We start from the raw sequence: 15,463 nt of genomic DNA on the forward strand, positions 1-15,463 counted from the left end.
TGTCGACATCCAGAAAAGGGGCAGCCGCAACTTCCCCAAAGGTCAATCTTGCGCTACATCATCAAAGGCAGTGACTCGGGGAGCGTCACTCAGCCTTCGGACCCGCGGCGCATCCGCTCGGCAAGGATTCCCAGTTCGGCGGCCGAGGTGGCGCCCAGCTTGTCCATGCACTGGGCGCGCAGCGTCTTGATGGTGCGCTCTGAAACCTGGAGGGCTGCGGCGATCTGCTTGTTGAGCTTGCCTGCCACGACCTGCTCCAGCACTTCCTGTTCACGAGGGCTCAGCAGCGCGAAGCGCTCGCGCAACCGGTCCCTATCGTCCCGCTCCCGGCGCAGCCGCTCATCGTGCACAAGCGCCCGCCCGATCGCATCCAACAGGTTCTGGCGCTGTACTGGTTTCTCCAGGAAGTCCACTGCGCCGGCCTTCATGGCACGCACGCTGGTGGGCACATCGGCATGGCCGGTCATGAAGATGATGGGCAAACCAACGCCATGTTCCGGCAGGGCTGCCTGCAGATCAAGCCCGGACGGGCCCGGCATGCGCACGTCGAGCAGCAGGCAACCGGGCCGGTCGGGCACGGGGTACAGCAAGAAATCACCCGCCGACGCATGGGCCTGCGCCTCAAAGCCGGCCGCGGCCAGCAGGCGCAGCAAAGCGGTGCGAAGCGGCTCGTCGTCATCGATGACGTGGATCAGCGGTGGTGCGCGTCTGTCCATCATGTCTGCTCACGTTTCTTTTTTCCGTTGGCCCCGGCTGCCGGCAATTCGACGCGGAAAACGGCGCCCCCGTCAACCCCGTTTTCGGCCGTGACACGTCCACCGTGTGCCTCCACCAGGGTGCGCACGATCGACAGGCCAAGGCCCATGCCCGTGGATTTGGTGCTGAAAAAGGAATCAAACAATCGGGGCATCTGATCGGGCGCAATGCCAGTCCCGCGATCCCGCACCAACAAGGTGACCCGGCCGGCTGTCTTTTCGACCTCCACGCTGACCCTGCGCCGCGGTTCGGGCAACTCGGCCACCGCCTCCAGCGCGTTGAGCACCAAATTGATGAGCACCTGCTGGATCTGGATGCGGTCGCCGACCATGGTCACCGCCGGATTGGGCAGCAGGATTTCAAGCGTTGCACCGCGTCTCCGGGCTTCGGCGCGCAGGATCGACGTCACATCACCCACGGCCTCGTTCAGGTTGAAGCGCTGGTGCTCGACCTGGTGCTTGGCCAGCAGGGCGCGCAGGCGGCGGATGACCTCGCTGGCGCGCAGGTCGTCGCGGCGGATGTCGGCCAGGATCTGGCGAAGCTCGTCGGGCCGCCGCGCGCCCGACGCCAGGATCATCTCGGCGGCCTCGGCGTTGCTCAGGATCGCGCCCAGGGGCTGGTTGATCTCGTGGGCAATCGCGCCGGTCAGTTCGCCCACCACCGCGACGCGGGACGCGTGCACGAGTTCGAACCGCTGCTTTTGCTCGGCCTGAACGGCCAGCTTGCGCCGGCGGCGCTCGACGATGAGCCCGGCGATCAGCCCGGTCTGCAGCAACACCACGCACACCGCGAGGAGCACCTCAAGGCGGTGCGCTTCCCACAGACCGGGCTCTCTGAAATGCACCACTGCAGTGTCGGGGATGGCCCGCTCGTCGATGCCCCAGCGCCGCACCTGGCGCCAGTCCACGTTCAAGACGTTGGGCATGGTTGCAGTTGCAGCTGCGGATGCGGATGCCGCGCCGTGCAGCACCTCATTCACCGTCCTGCCGGCTTGTCGGCCGATGCCCTCGAAGTCAAGCATGTAGCCCCCCACGACGCCAATGCCCACGAAGGTGTTGAATGGCACATAGACCGGGGCTGAAGAGGCCGCCACCAGGGCCTGCGTCGACTCGCGCGGCGTGAAACGCCGACCCTCTCCGTCCTGCCAATAGCCAGGCGTGAAAACGACCGATTCACCGGGCAACTTTTCCAGATGCCTGAGCACTGCCGAGGTGGGCAGACCGGCCAGAAATTCGACCGTCTCCCAGTCTTTTCCAAGGCGCGGCGAGGCGTCCCGCAAGCGGGCCTCCCATGCGCGGTCCTGCGCGGCGGCTCCCGTGACCAGCACCAGGCGGCGTGCCTGCGGATGCCAGCGCCGCGCCTGCTCGATGGTCCGGTCAAAGTCGAACTCGATCGGCGTGCCGACCACGTCGGGGGGCAATTTCGCCAGCGTGCCCAGATTCGCCTTGGGAACACTCATGTGGACAATCGGCGCATCGGGAAATAACGCCGCGCGATGCTCCAGAGCGAAAGCCAGTGCCTCCGCGCCCCCGGCAACAATGACGTCGGGCGGATGAGACCCGTACTTCTGTTGCAGATAGGTGGTCACGGCACTCAAGTAGGCCGGCCCACTGAACCGGGGAATGTCGAGAAACTCGTCGAACACGTTGACCGCGGGTCCGGCCCCCCCTGAAAGCGCCTCGCGCAGGCCTCGGTCGCCTTCGACGTTGGCGGGCAGCAAGCGCCCGTTGGAATAGATCACGAGTACGTTGGCCGCCCTATGGTCGGCCATCGCGGCCAAAGGAGCCAGAGCAAACGCGTGGGCGAGACAGCACAGGCACAGGATGCGCCCCGCCGCCGATCGCAACATCCGCGCGAAGAGCATCAGTTTACTCACCTATTCATAGCACAAAATGACCATTCCACGCTGGGAAATGGCCAAAAATGCTTGAAATCCGCCTTATTTGGCGGTTGAAGCCGCTGCGGAAGCGGGTCGCGCAGGCGCCGATGCCGAAGGAGCCGCAGCGGGTGTGGGCGCAGCCACTGCCGGTGCGGAGGCCGCGGCCGCCGGTGCGCCGGCCACCTCGATCTTCGCCTTGGCCTTCAGGTCGTCGAGCTGCTTCTTCAGGTTCTGCTGCTGAAGTTGCTGGGAAAGGCTCGGCTTGACTTCCTCGAAGGGCGGCGCCTCGACCGGCTTGGCGTCTTCGAGCTGGATGACGTGGTAACCGAACTGGGTCTTCACCGGCTCCAGGGTGATCGCGCCTTTTTCCAGCTTGGTGACGGCTGCGCCGAACTCGGGCACCAGGCGGCTCAGGTCCACCCATCCCAGATCACCGCCGCGCACCTTGGAGCCGGTGTCCTTGGATTTCTCGGCGGCCAGCTTGGCGAAGGCGCCCGCATCCTTCTTCAGTTTGGCGATGATGTCCTTGGCCTCGGACTCCTTCTCGACCAGGATGTGGCGCACCTTGTAATCGGTGCCGGTGATGGTGGCCTTGATGCGCTCGTACTCGGCCTTCATCGCCTCTTCGGTGACCGGATTGTTCTTGATGTAGTCCTGCACGTAGGCGTTGGCCAGGATGGACTGCTTGATCACCTCGAGCTTTTCCGTCACATCGGGCGTCTTGTCCAGGCCCTTCTTGACGGCTTCCTCGGCGATCACCATCTGCATGGTGAGCTGGTCGAGGATGGCCTTTCGGGTGTCCGGGCTGTCGGGCTGGCCCTGCGCGCCGCCCTGCTTGACCAGCATGTCGATGCGGCTCTTGCTGATGGGCGTGCCATTGACGGTGGCCACGGTTTCGCCGGCAGGTGCGGCGGCAGCCGGCGGGGCGGCCTTTTCGTCCTTGGCGGCGTTGCAGGCGGCCAGGGACAGCACGGCGGCGGCGCCAGCAAGCGCGAGGGTGAAACGGATCGAGCTCATGGGAGAGATTCCTTGAAAGGACAAAATGGCAATTGGAACATGAACCCGGCGGGGTTCAGGTTCGCGGATTGCGGTCAGGCATGAAAGAGGCGGGCGGCCCTTTTGAGCCACCCGCCTGGGGAAAGTTCAAGTCCGGGCTCTCGGTCTCGGGCGCCCCACGGCGCACCGTGGCGCCGACCAGCCTCGGCCGCGCTCAGTTCAGCGCATCATCCTTATAGAACTTCTGGCCTGTGGCCGTGATCTGGGCGGCCAGGCCGGTATCGGTGATCTGGTAGACGAAGACGCCCGGTGCCGCGGCGGCCGCTCCGGTGAACATGCCGCCCTGCCCATCGGCGGCAGCCGCCAGCGAGCCCGACGCGCCAAACTCCCAGCCCTGGTTGATGAAGCTCTGCATCGCGCTGACCGTCTCGAAAATAAAGACCAGCCGCGTCTTCGCCACGCCGAAGCCCAGGCCCGCCTGCACGCCGACCATCTTCATGAAGGTCTGGCGGTGGGTGCGGTTGTTGACGACCATGCCTTTGCCCTGCTGGCCGCCCGCAAACAGCAGCTTGATGCCAAAGGTGCTGAACACCGCGTAGCCGGCCGCATGCTCCACGGCGTAGCGCGCTGAGGGCTGGTATTCGTACAGCGTGGACAAGGTATCCTGGGCCGCCTCGCGCACCTGCTGGCGACCCTGCATGATGGCCGACTCATCCTGGGCGTGGGCGCCGAATGACAGTGCCATCAGCGCACAGGCAAACAAGGCATACAGATTTCGCAAGACATTGGGCATTTGGGTTCTCCTTGTTAGGGTCGGCGATCGTCAGGGGAGCCAGACGCCGTTCAGGGCCGGCTGGCGGCCATGATCACGATTTCGACGCGGCGGTTCTTCGCTCGGCCCTCGGCCGTGTCGTTGCTGGCCACCGGGCGTGAATCGCCAAAGCCCTGCGCTGAAATGGTGTTGGCCGGCACGCCCTTGGACACCAGGAAGCGCAGCACGTCCGTGGCACGCGCGGACGACAACTCCCAGTTGGACGGGAAGCGCGCCTTCAGGGCGGGCCCGATCGGCACGTTGTCGGTGAAGCCCTCGACCACGATCTGCTGGCCTTGCAGCTTGCTCAGCGTGGGCGCGATCTTGGCCAGGGCGGCTTCACCCTTGGGGCTCAGCGTCCAGCCGCCTTCAGCGAACAGCACTTCGTTGACCATCGTCACCTTGAGCTGGTTCTGCAACTGCGTGATCTGGGCCTGGTCAGCGCCCAGTTCACCCGCGAGCTTCTGGTTGAGCGCGTCCAGTTGCTGGTTCGAGGTGCTCAGCGTGTTGGCCTTGGCCACTTCGGTGTTGTAGGTCTGCTGCGACACGCAGCCTGCGGCAAGCAGGGCCGCGCACAAAATGGTTGCAACTCGGATTTTCATGATCTTCCCTTCTGAAAAAATAGCGTTGAATCGGATGCCAGCGTCAAGGCGCCTGGACCACCAGGTAATGCACCCCGTTGGCGCCGAACATCGGCTGGAACCAGGTGTTGCCGCTGAGGTAATAGGTCGTGCCGTTCTTGGTCACCGCCATCGATCCAGCGGGCAGCGCCGCGTAGCTGACGCCCATCGCATAGCTGGTCGTCGTGGTGGTCACCGTGGTGACGGTCGCGCCAGGGGGTGGCGCGCTGGCCGCCACCGAGCCGGCGGCATAGCCTGACGAATAGGCGGCGCCCGTGCTGGCGCTGCCGGCGGCCACACCGGCCGCATAGGCGTTGTTGCTGGCGGCAGCCGTGTTGGCCGACGCGATGGCCGCTCCCGCGGCCACACCCACCACGGCACCAGCCGCGGCCGCGCAACCGTAGCAGCCCGTGCTGTAGGCCGGCACGTAGGCTGGCGGGTGGTACACGGGATAGGCCCCATAGCCTGGCGGGTGGTAGGCCGTGGCGCCGTAGTAGGTGGTGTGCTCGGCACCTGCACCATAGGCGCCAGCCGTGCTGCCGCCATACACGTTGGTGTGCTCGGTGCCGCCGTACTCGCTGTGCGCCGTGCTGCCGCCGTAGGTGTTGGTGTGCTCGGTGCCTTCGCCGGCGACGTGCGTGCTGCTGCCACCAAAAGCGTTGGTGTGCGAGGTCTCTCCAAAGCTGTGCGAGGTAAAGCCGCCCGCACGGTTGGCGCTGGCCCAGGCCAGGGCCTGGGTCGCGGGCACAAGGGTCGCCACTGCAACGGCAACAACTGCCAATGCCCTTGACGCGGCGGGTTTGCGGATGGGGGAACGGGTGTGTTTCATCACAGCTCTCCTCAGGGGGTCTTGGTCTGCGCAGCGTTGGCCGGCGCAGCCGCAGCTTTGGGTGCGGCCTTCCTGGCCGCAGGCTTTTTGGCAGGCGCGGGCGCGGCCACAGGCTTGGCAAAGCCCATGGGCTGCGCGCCCTTGGCCTTGGCCGAGGCAAAGGTCTCAGGGGCATGGCTCGGGTTCAGTTGCCAGTTGCTCAGTTGCATGTCGTGGCGCAGCTTGAGCGGGTCGTTGGCAAACATCGCGCGAATGCGCCGCGGCAGCTTGTCATCTGTGCCAACCCACATCTGGATGAACACGTCATTGGTGGCCCAGGCCACGGCCTCGGTGGCCACGCCGCCCACCGCGCCGGACGGGCCGATGTAGAAGGCATGCAGCACCTTGTTGGTAAACGCCTTGTAGGGGTCGGGCAGGAGCAGGTCGGTGAAGGGATAGTAGATCGCCGCCTTGTCGTGCGCCTGCTGGAGCGCCGCTTCCAGGGTCGGCGGTGCGTCGGCGATGGCGACCAGGTTGGCCTCCGGCAGGAAGGCCATCATGGTCTTGCCGTCGTAATAGAACTCGTTGGGCGCACCGGCCCCGGACTGCAGCACACGCAGTTTGTCCGGTCGCTGCATCGCCACGTCGTAGCGCACCGGATAGGCCAGCGGCGGACCCAGCTTGCTGGGGTACTCGATGTCGACGATCGCGGTGAAGCCCATCGATCCGGCCCCCGCCAGTTTGGCGCTGGTGGCCTTGATCAGGTCGATCGCACGCTGCTCGATCAGCAAGGGAACGCGCGCCTTTTTGGCCGGTGCGGCCTTGGCCGGCGGGGCGGGCTTGGAGGCGGGGGCGGTTTGGGCCAGCACGCTGCTGGCCAGCAGCAGGCTGGCAAGCGCTGCGACCGTGCGTTGCAAGGGTTTGAGAGTCATGGGCAGGAACTCCGGGCAAAAGAAGACGGGCCATGCGGCCCCGCTTCGGGTGGGAATGGGGTCAGGGGATCATGCCGCAATCGAACATCTTGTTCGAAATGGGGCCTGCCACCTTGTTCATGAAGGCGGTGCGCAACTGCGGGTCGCTCTTGAGCAGACTGATCACGCGCTGTTCTTCAGCGGATTTGGGCTGCTGCTTCTGCGCCCAGAGCTGCTCACAGGTGGAGCTCTGGTACTTCTGGATCACCTTGTCGGCAACCGCGTTCATCAGCGGGAAGTCGGCCAGCGCTGCGCCGGCAAAGCCGAGCGATGCGACGAGAAGAATGGTCTTGCGAATCATGGAAAGCTCCTTTGAAAACGAAAGCAATGTTGAATCGGTGCGTCAGGTGCTCGGTGAGGAGCCAAACGAGGCAGCACCATCGCAGGCGCTGCCTTGGGCTGACCTCTAGTCCTTCTTGACCATGGCCGCGCGAAGCTTGGCGATCTCGGCCGGCGACAACTGCGGCCGGTCCACCTTGATGGTCAGCTTGTTGAGCTTGGCCGTCAGCGCAAACGGCGGCTTGTAGTCGGCATCGTTCACGCCGGTCAGCGAGTCGGAGCCCACGTCGAAGCTCTCGTCCCACTGCAGGATCATCGGCAGCGTCTTTGGCATCTGCTTGGAGGCCACCACCTTGCCATCGACCTTCAGCGTGCCTGTGCCTGGGCGCCCGATGCCGCTGAAGTCGTTGAAGGCCAGTGTGCCGGCTCCCATGCCGTCGTACTTGAAGTCGAATTCGACGGTATGGCGTCCTGGCGCCAGAGCCTCCGTGCCCTCCCACTTCAGGCGCTCCAGATCGACCAGGTTCCACAGGAACACCGGCTTGCCTTTGAGCAGGTAGAAGCCATAGCCGCCAAAGCGTCCGCCGGAGGTCAGGATCATGCCCTCTGCCCCACCCGCCGGCACTTCGATGTCGGCGCTGATGGTGTACGAGGCATTCAGGATGAAGGGCGAGTCGCCCTGCGGCAGGCCGACCATCGGGTGGGTATAGACAAACTCGGTACGCCCGGCGGTGATGTTCGGGCGCGGCGCCACGATGCGCGCCGCCACCGACGCATCCATCGGGAACACCTGGTACTTCTTCGCCTCGGCGATGAACTTCGCCTTCATCTCCTTGACCTTCTGCGGGTACTTCGCCGCGAGGTCCTGCGTCTGGCTGAAGTCCTTGTTCAGGTTGAACAGCTCAAGCGTCTGATTGTTCAGCGGGTCCGGATTCGCCGGGCCGAAGGCATCCCACGGCGCGCGGTTGACCTTGGTGCTGAGGAACCAGCCATCGTCGTACAGCGCCCACTGGCCCATCATCTCGAAGTACTGGGTCTTGTGGCGCTGCGGCGCCTTGGCGTTCTTCGCGTCGAAGGTGTAGGCAAAGCTTGTGCCTTCGATCGGCGCCTGCTTGATGCCATCCACCGCCAGCGGCGCCTTGATGCCGGCCGCCTCCAGGATGGTTGGCACGACGTCGATGACATGCACGAACTGCTCGCGCAGCGCGCCCTTGTCCTTGATGCGCGCCGGCCAGGACACCACCATGTTCTGGTTCACGCCACCCAACGCCGAGGCGTTCTGCTTGAACCACGAGAAAGGCGTGTCGAAAGCCCAGGACCAGCCGGCCGACATGTGGTTGTAGGTCATCTCCGTACCCCACACGTCGTAGAACTTCATCTGCACGTCCACCGGCACCTGCACGCCGTTGAAGAAGGCCACTTCGTTCGGCGTGCCATTGGGGCCACCTTCGGCGCTGGTGCCGTTGTCGCCGTTGATGTAGATGATGAGGGTGTTGTCGAGCTTGCCCAGCTTTTCGAACTGCTGGATCACGCGCCCGATCTCATAGTCACTGTAGGCGGCATAGGCGGCGAACACCTCGACTTGCTTGATGAACAGTTTCTTCTCGTCGGCGCTGAGCTGGTCCCAGGGCTTGAGCATCTGGCTGGGCCAGGGGCCGAGCTGGGTGTCCTTGGGGATCACGCCCAGCTTCTTCTGGTTCGCGAAGATCTGCTCGCGCAGCTTCTCGTAGCCGCCGTCGAACAGCTTCATTGCGCTGATCTTGTCCACCCATTCCTTGGTGGGATGGTGCGGCGCGTGGGTGGCGCCCGGCGCGTACTTGATGAAGATCGGCTTGGACGGGTCGGTCTGGTGCATGCGCGTCATGTAGTCGATCGCGTCATCCGCCATGCCGGTGATCATGTTCCAGCCCGGCTTGCCCTGGAACGGAAAGATCTGCGTGGTGTTGCGGAACAGGTTGGGCTGCCACTGGTTGGCGTCGCCGCCGACGAAACCGTAGAAATACTCGAAGCCCATGCCGGTGGGCCACTGGTCGAAGGGGCCGACCTGGCTGGCCGCAAAGGCCGGCGTGTTGTGGTTCTTGCCGAACCACGAGGTGGCATAGCCGTTGTCCAGCAACATGCGGCCGATGGTGGCCTTGTCCTTGCCGATGATGCTGTTGTAGCCGGGATAGCCCGTGGACTGTTCGGAGATCACCCCGAAGCCGGCCGAATGGTGGTTGCGCCCGGTGATCAACGCGGCACGCGTGGGCGAGCACAGCGCGGTGGAGAACATGCGGTTGTAGCGCAGGCCTTCGCTGGCAAGGCGGTCCATGGTGGGCGTCGGGATCACGCCGCCGAAGGTGCTGGGCACGCCGAAGCCGGCGTCGTCGGTGATGATCAGCAGCACGTTGGGCGCGTCTTTCGGCGGCACCACACGCGGCGCCCACCAGGGCGTGGACTGCAGGGCCCCTTCCTTGATGACGCCGCCGAACCTCGGGTCGGGCGCGGGCAACTGCTTGTTGCTGACAGTCGACGTGGCGCTGGGGCTGCCGCGCACGCCCGTCGTTTGCTGCTGCGCCAGCGCCAGGCCACTGCCCAGACCCGCCGCAGCGCCGACCAGCCAGCAGGCCAGTGTGCGTAGATGCTTGTTCATGAATGCTTTCCTCCGGTTGACGTCCGAAACAGGGCCTTTGATGAGGTCGAAAGACTGCACCAAGCGCCGCAATTTAGCATTGAATAATGACCCTGATTTGACAGAGTACGCCGCGAAATTGATACTTTCCGACATATCTTGTGCAGGCCTCCCATCTTCGACCATGAACACTCCCTTGGAATCGCTCCTTCGTTTGCCTCAGCAGGGCACCATCCGTGCCGCCCCGCTGGCGACCTTGCCCGGAGTGATGCGGGAACTGGGCGTTGATCTGCAGCCGATCGTCGCCGCGCAGGGGCTTTCCTGGCGGGTTTTCGAGGATCCGGACGAATCGATTGCCTACCGGACACTCTGCGCCTTGCTGGCGGCCTGCGTGCGGGCCAGTGGCTGCCCGCATCTGGGCTTGCTGGTCGGGCGCGGGGGGGGCGTATCAACCCTGGGGGCGCTGGGCTATCTGATCCAGAACACCCCGGATGTTCGCACCGCCCTCGACACGCTCATCAGCCACATGGACGTGCACGACCGCGGCGCGGCCCCGACGCTGGAGCTGCGGGCCCATGTGGCCATGCTGCGCTACGACATCTTTCACGCCGATGCCGAGGGCTCGATTCCCGTGAGCGATGCGGCGATGGCGATCTCCCGCAACATCATGCTCAGCCTGTGCGGGCCGGCCTGGAAACCCATGGAAGTCCATTTCCGGCATGCGCCGCCGGAAGATGTGACGCCCTACCGCCAGCTCTTCCAGGCGCCGGTCGTTTTCAATGCGGAACGCACCGCACTCGTCTTTCGCACCCAGTGGCTCTCCACCGCCGTGCCCGGCGCAGACGGCCAGCTGCGGCGCCACTTTCAGGGTTACGTGGACGCGATGGCGAACCGGCTGGAACGCGGGTTCGAAGGCAAGGTCTACGCGACCGTCCAGCGCCTGCTCGTCAAGGACCGCTGCACCCTGGACGCGCTGGCGCTGCAGCTCGGGCTGCAACCCCGGACCCTGAACCGGCGGCTGCAGGACGCGGGCACCAGCTTCCGCGCCCTGCAAAACCAGGCCCGGCACGACCTGGCGCGGGAAATGTTGCGCGACACCACCAGCGACATCGCCGCTATCGCCGGCCTGCTGGGCTACACCAGTGCCAGCGCCTTCGTGCGCGCGTTCGCCCGGTGGGAGGGCCAGCCGCCCGCCGCCTGGCGCAAGACGGCCAGTACGGCCACTTCAGTGAGTACCCACTCGCCGGGCCACCTGGCGTGACGGGCGTCGCGCCTCACCGGCCGGTCAACCCTGGTCTTCCTCGCGCGGCCTGATCCCTTTTGGCGGTACGCGCCGCAGCTTCAAACCCAATGTGATCCGGCGTTCGCGCAGCAGGCGCAGCTGCTGCTCCTGGAATTCCTGCGCCAAGGTCATCAGCACACCGGTGGACCAGGCAAAGCCCAGCAGCCCGGCACTGGCCGTCATGATCTCCAGCAGCCGCCACTCCTTCGGCAGGTTGAGTGCGCTGCCCACCGTGGTGTATTGCAGGCCGGCGAAATAGACCGCCGTGCTGAAGTTCTTGAAGCAGTCCTTCCAGTGGAAGAATCCGGCCCACATCGTCACTTCCGCGATGTGGACCAGCGTGATCAGCCAACTGCCCAGGATGATGCTGGCCATGCCCAACATGAATGAATCCGGTGCGCCGAAGCGTTCCTTGAAACGATTGCAGATATGCAGCGTCGCGAGCATGCCGAAGCCGTGGATCATCAGGCTGATGGCCATCAGCCCGCTGCCCCATATCACCTCTTCAAGGCGGGTGGTGTAAGGGATGACCTGCAGCGTCAGTGTTTCCATGGGCGGGCAAGGGACGACCGTCAAAGCGATCGCTGGATTCTAGAGACCACACAGACTTTGTCGAGCCTGTCGTCTCTGCAGTCGCCACGAGCCCGCGCCTCAGGCCTGCAGCGCCTTCCACATGTCCATGTCGCGCTCGGCGGTCCAGATGCGCGGGTTCTTGATGCCGGTGGCCTCGTCATAGGCGCGGCTCACGTCGAAGGGCAGGCAGTGTTCGTAGATGAACACATGGCCGAACACCGGGTCCATGGCCTTGCGGGTGTGCGCCATCGCGGCCTTGAGGTCCATGCCGGCGGCGGCGGCCTCCTTGCCGGCCTGGAACAGCGTAGTGACCCAGCGCTTTGTGTAGTCCAGCGCCTTGTTGACATCGGCATTCCCTTTCATGGCTTCGCCGCGGCCCGGCACGATGAATTCGGCATTCAGGGCGCGCAGGGCTTCCAGCGTGGCAGGCCACTCTTGCAGCTGGGCGTCGCCGGTGTAGACGCCCGCTTCGTATTCGACCAGGTCGCCACTGAACAGCACCTTTTCTTCTTCCACCCAGGCGATGGTGTCACCACGGGTATGGCCGTACCCGGGGCTCCAGATCTGGACCACGATGCCGCCGAGGTTGATCGACAGCTTGCCCGGCACTTCACCTTTGGTCGCGTCGCCACCGCCGATGACCATGCTCGGCCAGGTCAGTCCCGGCACGGAGTCCGCGCCGCGGAACAGGCGCGGGAAACGCTCCATCTCGCTTTTCATGTCCTGCGCGCCGCGCTCGCGGATCAGTTCCAGCGTGCCTTGGCTGGCGATGATCTCGGTCGCACCTTCGGCGAAATAGGCGCTGGCGCCCAACACGCGCACCGCGTGGTAGTGCGTGAGCAACACGTACTTGATGGGCTTGTCGCTGACGGTGCGAATCTGCTTGATCAGGTCGCGCGCCATGGCCGGCGTGGCGGTGGCGTCACTGACCATGATGAAGTCGTCGCCGATGATGACGCCGGAGTTGGGGTCGCCCTCGGCGGTGTAGGCCCAGCAGTGGGTGCTGAGTTGCTCGAAGGTGATCTTCTTGTCTTCCAGATCGGCCTGGGATGCAAATGCTTTGGACATGGCGGAAATCTCCTGATGGGTGTCAAATGCGAATGGGCTTGATTTTACCTAATCGTAATGAATTACGTATTGGTAAATCAGCTCAGACACTGTGTGCCGCGAACCCTCATTGAGCAAGAACGCACGAGAACCATCGCATTGGGCCCCTTTCGCCCCTTGCCACACCGGGAAGTCAGGCAGCCAGTCCGCGCTCGAGCATGCCGATCACCTCATCGGCAAAAGCCGCATAGCTCATGGGCCCACCGGGGCGCAGCCAGGTGAAGGTCCAGTTGATCATGCCGAACAGCATCATGGTGATGGCGGTCTGGTTTTGCGGATTCAGTCGCTGGGGGTAGGCGCGGCGCAGGGCGCGCATGACGGCGGACACCACGTCACGCTGGCGGTTCAGGATCAGGTCGCGCTGCGACACGGGCGGATCAAAGCCGAGCGCGGGGTCGGGCTCGGCACTCAGGAACTTGGTGTCGTGCAGCAGGGCCACATGGCGGGTGGCCGAGGTTTCGTACTCTTCCAGAAAACTGCGGATCAGCTCGTGCAAAGCGGCGCGGTCGTCGAGGTTGCGTCGCTGGGCGGTGGCCTCCACCTGGGCGATGAGCAACAGCAGGCGCTGGGTGTAGCGGTCCAGCAGGTCGAACAAGATGGCTTCCTTGCTGCCGTAGTAGTGGTACAGCCGCGCCTTGCTGGTGCCGCTGGCGGCGGCAATGTCGTTCATGCTGGCGGCCGGGTAGCTGCGCTCGGCAAAACACTGTGCGGCAATGTCCAGGATCTCGTCGCGCTTGATCTCATGAAAAGCAGATTTGGGGCGGGCCATGTTCTGGATTATCGTAGCGCCATGGCCACGAGAACCCCATCCGTATCCCGCGATTTCGCCGACTATTGTTGCGAGTTGCTCGCCAGCGCCGGACCCTGCGTGGCCCGGCGCATGTTCGGCGGCTGGGGCATATCCACCGACGGGCTGACGCTGGCCATCATCGCGGACCTCGGCGCGGGCGAACGCCTGTACCTCAAGGCGAGCGAGGAGACACGCGGCCGCTACGAAGCCGCGGGTTGCCTGCGTTTTGTCTACGAGGCCAAGGGGCGGGCCATGAGCATGAACTACTACAGCGCCCCGGAAGAGGCGCTGGAATCACCGGCCTTGATGCAACCCTGGGCGCGGCTGGCGCTCGAATGCGCATTAAAAGCAGGCCTTCCCAGCACCCCGCGGTCGCGGCGCGCTACCCGATCGATAGCAAACTCCAAGCCCGCGGGCAGCAGGCTCAGCAAACCGCCGGCCAGCCGGACCCCGGCGCCCGCCGCCGCGCGCAAGGCCACAACGGCCGCGCCGGCCGCCAGACGCAAGTCCAAGGCCGGTTGAGCCACTGCGGCAGGCCAGGCCGCAGGCGCCACGGACGGCTGCCAGTCGATCGCGGCATCCCATTGGCCATCGCGCAAAACAGGCTCCAGCACCACCCGCTGTCCGGCCGCGATCGACAACCGGGCACCGGCTTGCAGGAACAGATCACCCGCGCGGCGTTCGTGCGGCCCATCCAGTGTGATCCAGACGCAGCCCTGCCCGACCCGCAGCACACCCGGCACCTTGGGGCGCAAAGTGGTGGCCTGGCCGCTGGCCAGCGACCAGAAACCGGCTGGCTTGTGCGGCGTGGGCATCAGGGACTGCAGGGCTTCGGACGGGGTTTGCATGGTGATCTCCGGTTGCGTGTTTCGGGAATCAATGATCGCTTTGCCTTCATTGACAGTCCAATGAAAACGCGTCAACCTATTGATTCCATAGACGCATCAATCAACAATGTTTGGAGAACCCCCGACATGCTGCATTCGCAAACCCATTTGCGGACCCGCCCGATCGGTGCCGGGCACCTGCGTGCCTTCGAGGCGGTGGCGCGTCACCTGAACTTCCGCGCGGCCGGAGAGGAACTGGCGCTGACCCAGTCCGCGGTCAGCCGGCAGATCCAGGGGCTGGAGGAGGAGGTCGGCGTGCCGCTGTTCCTGCGCCACACGCGTGCCGTCGAACTCACCAGTGCCGGTGCCCAGCTGCTGCTGGCGGTGTCTCAGGCGCTGCCGCGCGTGGATGCGGCGGTGCGCCAGATCCGCCAGAGCGCCGGCCGGCGCAGCGTCTCGCTGACGACTTTTGCCTCATTTGCGTCGATGTGGCTGATCCCGCGACTGGAGGCCTTCCAGCGTGACCACCCCGACATCGACATTCGCATCGATGCCTCCGACGCCGCGCTGGACCTGGAGATGGCCGACGTTGACATTGCCCTGCGCTACGGTCCGCCGGCGACCATGCCGACGGGCGCCCTGCGCCTGTTCGGCGAACAGCTCACACCGGTGGCCAGCCCCTGGCTGCTGAAATCGTCCGGCACCGGCGGCCTGTGCCTGCGCCGGCCTGAAGACCTGGCCGGCTATGCACTGATCGAGGCCGGCGACGCCAACCGCACACACCTGGAGTGGCTCACCTGGCGACGCTGGCTGCAGGCGCAGCAGGTACCCAAGCTGGAACCCAAGCGCTGGCTGTATTTCAACTATGCCTACCAGATGGTGCAGGCCGCCCTGACCGGGCAGGGCGTGGTGTTGGCACGGCTGCCCCTGGTGGCCGAGAGCATGGCCAACGGCGATCTGGTGGAAGTGTTGCCGGGTTCGCGCATGGACTCACCGATGGCCTACTGGCTCATCGTCGGCCCACGCAGCGCGGCACGCCCGGAAATCCGCGCTTTCTGTGACTGGCTTCAGCAGCAGGCGCAGACCACGCGCGAAACGATCGGCGAGGCTGCGCCCCCCCCATCGGCAGCGAGCCCGGATTGAATCCGCCGGC

The 15,463-nt window shown here is 65.0% G+C and carries 15 protein-coding genes and 1 pseudogene; 3 read left to right on the forward strand and 13 right to left on the reverse strand.

Going from position 1 to position 15,463, the window contains the following annotated elements; genetic code table 11:
* Nucleotides 1-89: 89 nt before the first annotated feature.
* The 9 genes from ACMUOY_RS04995 to ACMUOY_RS05035 all read right to left on the reverse strand — a co-directional run bounded on the left by ACMUOY_RS04995 (nt 90) and on the right by ACMUOY_RS05035 (nt 9,752).
* Complete coding sequence (locus ACMUOY_RS04995) at nt 90-719, reverse strand: response regulator transcription factor (protein WP_413891596.1); 630 nt, start codon at nt 717-719, stop codon at nt 90-92.
* Nucleotides 716-2,620, reverse strand: coding sequence for an ATP-binding protein (locus ACMUOY_RS05000; RefSeq protein WP_413891597.1), 1,905 nt, complete (start codon nt 2,618-2,620; stop codon nt 716-718). The genes ACMUOY_RS04995 and ACMUOY_RS05000 overlap by 4 nt, the downstream gene beginning before the upstream one ends.
* A 75-nt stretch (nt 2,621-2,695) precedes the next feature.
* Nucleotides 2,696-3,652 (reverse strand): peptidyl-prolyl cis-trans isomerase, encoded by a 957-nt coding sequence (locus ACMUOY_RS05005; protein WP_413891598.1) that lies wholly within the window; start codon nt 3,650-3,652, stop codon nt 2,696-2,698.
* A gap of 193 nt (nt 3,653-3,845) precedes the next feature.
* Nucleotides 3,846-4,424, reverse strand: coding sequence for a YSC84-related protein (locus tag ACMUOY_RS05010; RefSeq protein ID WP_413891599.1), 579 nt, complete (start codon nt 4,422-4,424; stop codon nt 3,846-3,848).
* Between the two features lie 50 nt (nt 4,425-4,474).
* Nucleotides 4,475-5,044 carry a flagellar motor protein MotB gene (locus ACMUOY_RS05015; RefSeq protein ID WP_413891600.1) on the reverse strand — a complete coding sequence of 190 codons (570 nt, stop codon included), beginning with the start codon at nt 5,042-5,044 and terminating at the stop codon, nt 4,475-4,477.
* Nucleotides 5,045-5,087: 43 nt separating this feature from the next.
* On the reverse strand, nt 5,088-5,891 hold the full coding sequence (locus ACMUOY_RS05020; protein WP_413891601.1) for a hypothetical protein: 804 nt from the start codon (nt 5,889-5,891) through the stop codon (nt 5,088-5,090).
* 11 nt (nt 5,892-5,902) lie between these two features.
* Nucleotides 5,903-6,802, reverse strand: coding sequence for a DUF2092 domain-containing protein (locus ACMUOY_RS05025; protein WP_413891602.1), 900 nt, complete (start codon nt 6,800-6,802; stop codon nt 5,903-5,905).
* 61 nt (nt 6,803-6,863) lie between these two features.
* Nucleotides 6,864-7,142, reverse strand: coding sequence for a hypothetical protein (locus tag ACMUOY_RS05030; RefSeq protein WP_413891603.1), 279 nt, complete (start codon nt 7,140-7,142; stop codon nt 6,864-6,866).
* A gap of 105 nt (nt 7,143-7,247) precedes the next feature.
* Nucleotides 7,248-9,752: an arylsulfatase gene (locus ACMUOY_RS05035; RefSeq protein WP_413891604.1), complete on the reverse strand. Its 2,505-nt coding sequence runs from the start codon at nt 9,750-9,752 to the stop codon at nt 7,248-7,250.
* Nucleotides 9,753-9,915: 163 nt separating this feature from the next.
* Here ACMUOY_RS05035 and ACMUOY_RS05040 point away from each other — a divergent pair, with 163 nt between their 5' ends.
* Nucleotides 9,916-10,992 carry an AraC family transcriptional regulator gene (locus tag ACMUOY_RS05040; RefSeq protein WP_413891605.1) on the forward strand — a complete coding sequence of 359 codons (1,077 nt, stop codon included), beginning with the start codon at nt 9,916-9,918 and terminating at the stop codon, nt 10,990-10,992.
* A 24-nt stretch (nt 10,993-11,016) separates the two neighbouring features.
* On the opposite strand, the gene ACMUOY_RS05045 is transcribed toward ACMUOY_RS05040, so the two are convergent.
* The 3 genes from ACMUOY_RS05045 to ACMUOY_RS05055 all read right to left on the reverse strand — a co-directional run bounded on the left by ACMUOY_RS05045 (nt 11,017) and on the right by ACMUOY_RS05055 (nt 13,462).
* Nucleotides 11,017-11,565 carry an ion channel gene (locus ACMUOY_RS05045; protein WP_413891606.1) on the reverse strand — a complete coding sequence of 183 codons (549 nt, stop codon included), beginning with the start codon at nt 11,563-11,565 and terminating at the stop codon, nt 11,017-11,019.
* A 99-nt stretch (nt 11,566-11,664) separates the two neighbouring features.
* The gene (locus ACMUOY_RS05050) at nt 11,665-12,654 is read right to left on the reverse strand and encodes an MBL fold metallo-hydrolase (RefSeq protein ID WP_413891607.1); all 990 of its coding nucleotides are present in this window, start codon (nt 12,652-12,654) and stop codon (nt 11,665-11,667) included.
* 172 nt (nt 12,655-12,826) lie between these two features.
* Complete coding sequence (locus ACMUOY_RS05055) at nt 12,827-13,462, reverse strand: TetR/AcrR family transcriptional regulator (RefSeq protein ID WP_413891608.1); 636 nt, start codon at nt 13,460-13,462, stop codon at nt 12,827-12,829.
* A gap of 111 nt (nt 13,463-13,573) precedes the next feature.
* On the opposite strand from ACMUOY_RS05055, the gene ACMUOY_RS05060 reads away from it, so the two are divergent.
* Complete coding sequence (locus ACMUOY_RS05060) at nt 13,574-14,005, forward strand: TfoX/Sxy family protein (RefSeq protein ID WP_413891683.1); 432 nt, start codon at nt 13,574-13,576, stop codon at nt 14,003-14,005.
* Nucleotides 14,006-14,097: 92 nt separating this feature from the next.
* Here the strand turns inward: ACMUOY_RS05060 and ACMUOY_RS05065 are convergent.
* Nucleotides 14,098-14,331, reverse strand: a pseudogene (locus tag ACMUOY_RS05065) (DUF2917 domain-containing protein); the annotation flags it as partial.
* 126 nt (nt 14,332-14,457) lie between these two features.
* Between ACMUOY_RS05065 and ACMUOY_RS05070 the strand changes: the two are divergent.
* Nucleotides 14,458-15,453 (forward strand): LysR substrate-binding domain-containing protein, encoded by a 996-nt coding sequence (locus ACMUOY_RS05070; RefSeq protein WP_413891609.1) that lies wholly within the window; start codon nt 14,458-14,460, stop codon nt 15,451-15,453.
* Nucleotides 15,454-15,463 lie beyond the last annotated feature (10 nt).

The organism is Candidatus Skiveiella danica (assembly GCF_022705245.1).
Classification (GTDB): Bacteria; Pseudomonadota; Gammaproteobacteria; order Burkholderiales; family Burkholderiaceae_C; genus Skiveiella; species Skiveiella danica.

Excerpts from the sequence above, each read along its gene's own strand:
- ACMUOY_RS05000 (WP_413891597.1), bottom strand. The coding sequence starts at position 2,620 with ATGCTCTTCGCGCGGATGTTGCGATCGGCGGCGGGGCGCATCCTGTGC.
- ACMUOY_RS05055 (WP_413891608.1), bottom strand. The coding sequence starts at position 13,462 with ATGGCCCGCCCCAAATCTGCTTTTCATGAGATCAAGCGCGACGAGATC.
- ACMUOY_RS05025 (WP_413891602.1), bottom strand. The coding sequence starts at position 6,802 with ATGACTCTCAAACCCTTGCAACGCACGGTCGCAGCGCTTGCCAGCCTG.
- ACMUOY_RS05050 (WP_413891607.1), bottom strand. The coding sequence starts at position 12,654 with ATGTCCAAAGCATTTGCATCCCAGGCCGATCTGGAAGACAAGAAGATC.
- ACMUOY_RS05005 (WP_413891598.1), bottom strand. The coding sequence starts at position 3,652 with ATGAGCTCGATCCGTTTCACCCTCGCGCTTGCTGGCGCCGCCGCCGTG.
- ACMUOY_RS05045 (WP_413891606.1), bottom strand. The coding sequence starts at position 11,565 with ATGGAAACACTGACGCTGCAGGTCATCCCTTACACCACCCGCCTTGAA.
- ACMUOY_RS05030 (WP_413891603.1), bottom strand. The coding sequence starts at position 7,142 with ATGATTCGCAAGACCATTCTTCTCGTCGCATCGCTCGGCTTTGCCGGC.
- ACMUOY_RS05010 (WP_413891599.1), bottom strand. The coding sequence starts at position 4,424 with ATGCCCAATGTCTTGCGAAATCTGTATGCCTTGTTTGCCTGTGCGCTG.
- ACMUOY_RS05015 (WP_413891600.1), bottom strand. The coding sequence starts at position 5,044 with ATGAAAATCCGAGTTGCAACCATTTTGTGCGCGGCCCTGCTTGCCGCA.
- ACMUOY_RS05060 (WP_413891683.1), top strand. The coding sequence starts at position 13,574 with ATGTTCGGCGGCTGGGGCATATCCACCGACGGGCTGACGCTGGCCATC.
- ACMUOY_RS05020 (WP_413891601.1), bottom strand. The coding sequence starts at position 5,891 with ATGAAACACACCCGTTCCCCCATCCGCAAACCCGCCGCGTCAAGGGCA.
- ACMUOY_RS05040 (WP_413891605.1), top strand. The coding sequence starts at position 9,916 with ATGAACACTCCCTTGGAATCGCTCCTTCGTTTGCCTCAGCAGGGCACC.
- ACMUOY_RS05035 (WP_413891604.1), bottom strand. The coding sequence starts at position 9,752 with ATGAACAAGCATCTACGCACACTGGCCTGCTGGCTGGTCGGCGCTGCG.
- ACMUOY_RS05070 (WP_413891609.1), top strand. The coding sequence starts at position 14,458 with ATGCTGCATTCGCAAACCCATTTGCGGACCCGCCCGATCGGTGCCGGG.
- ACMUOY_RS04995 (WP_413891596.1), bottom strand. The coding sequence starts at position 719 with ATGATGGACAGACGCGCACCACCGCTGATCCACGTCATCGATGACGAC.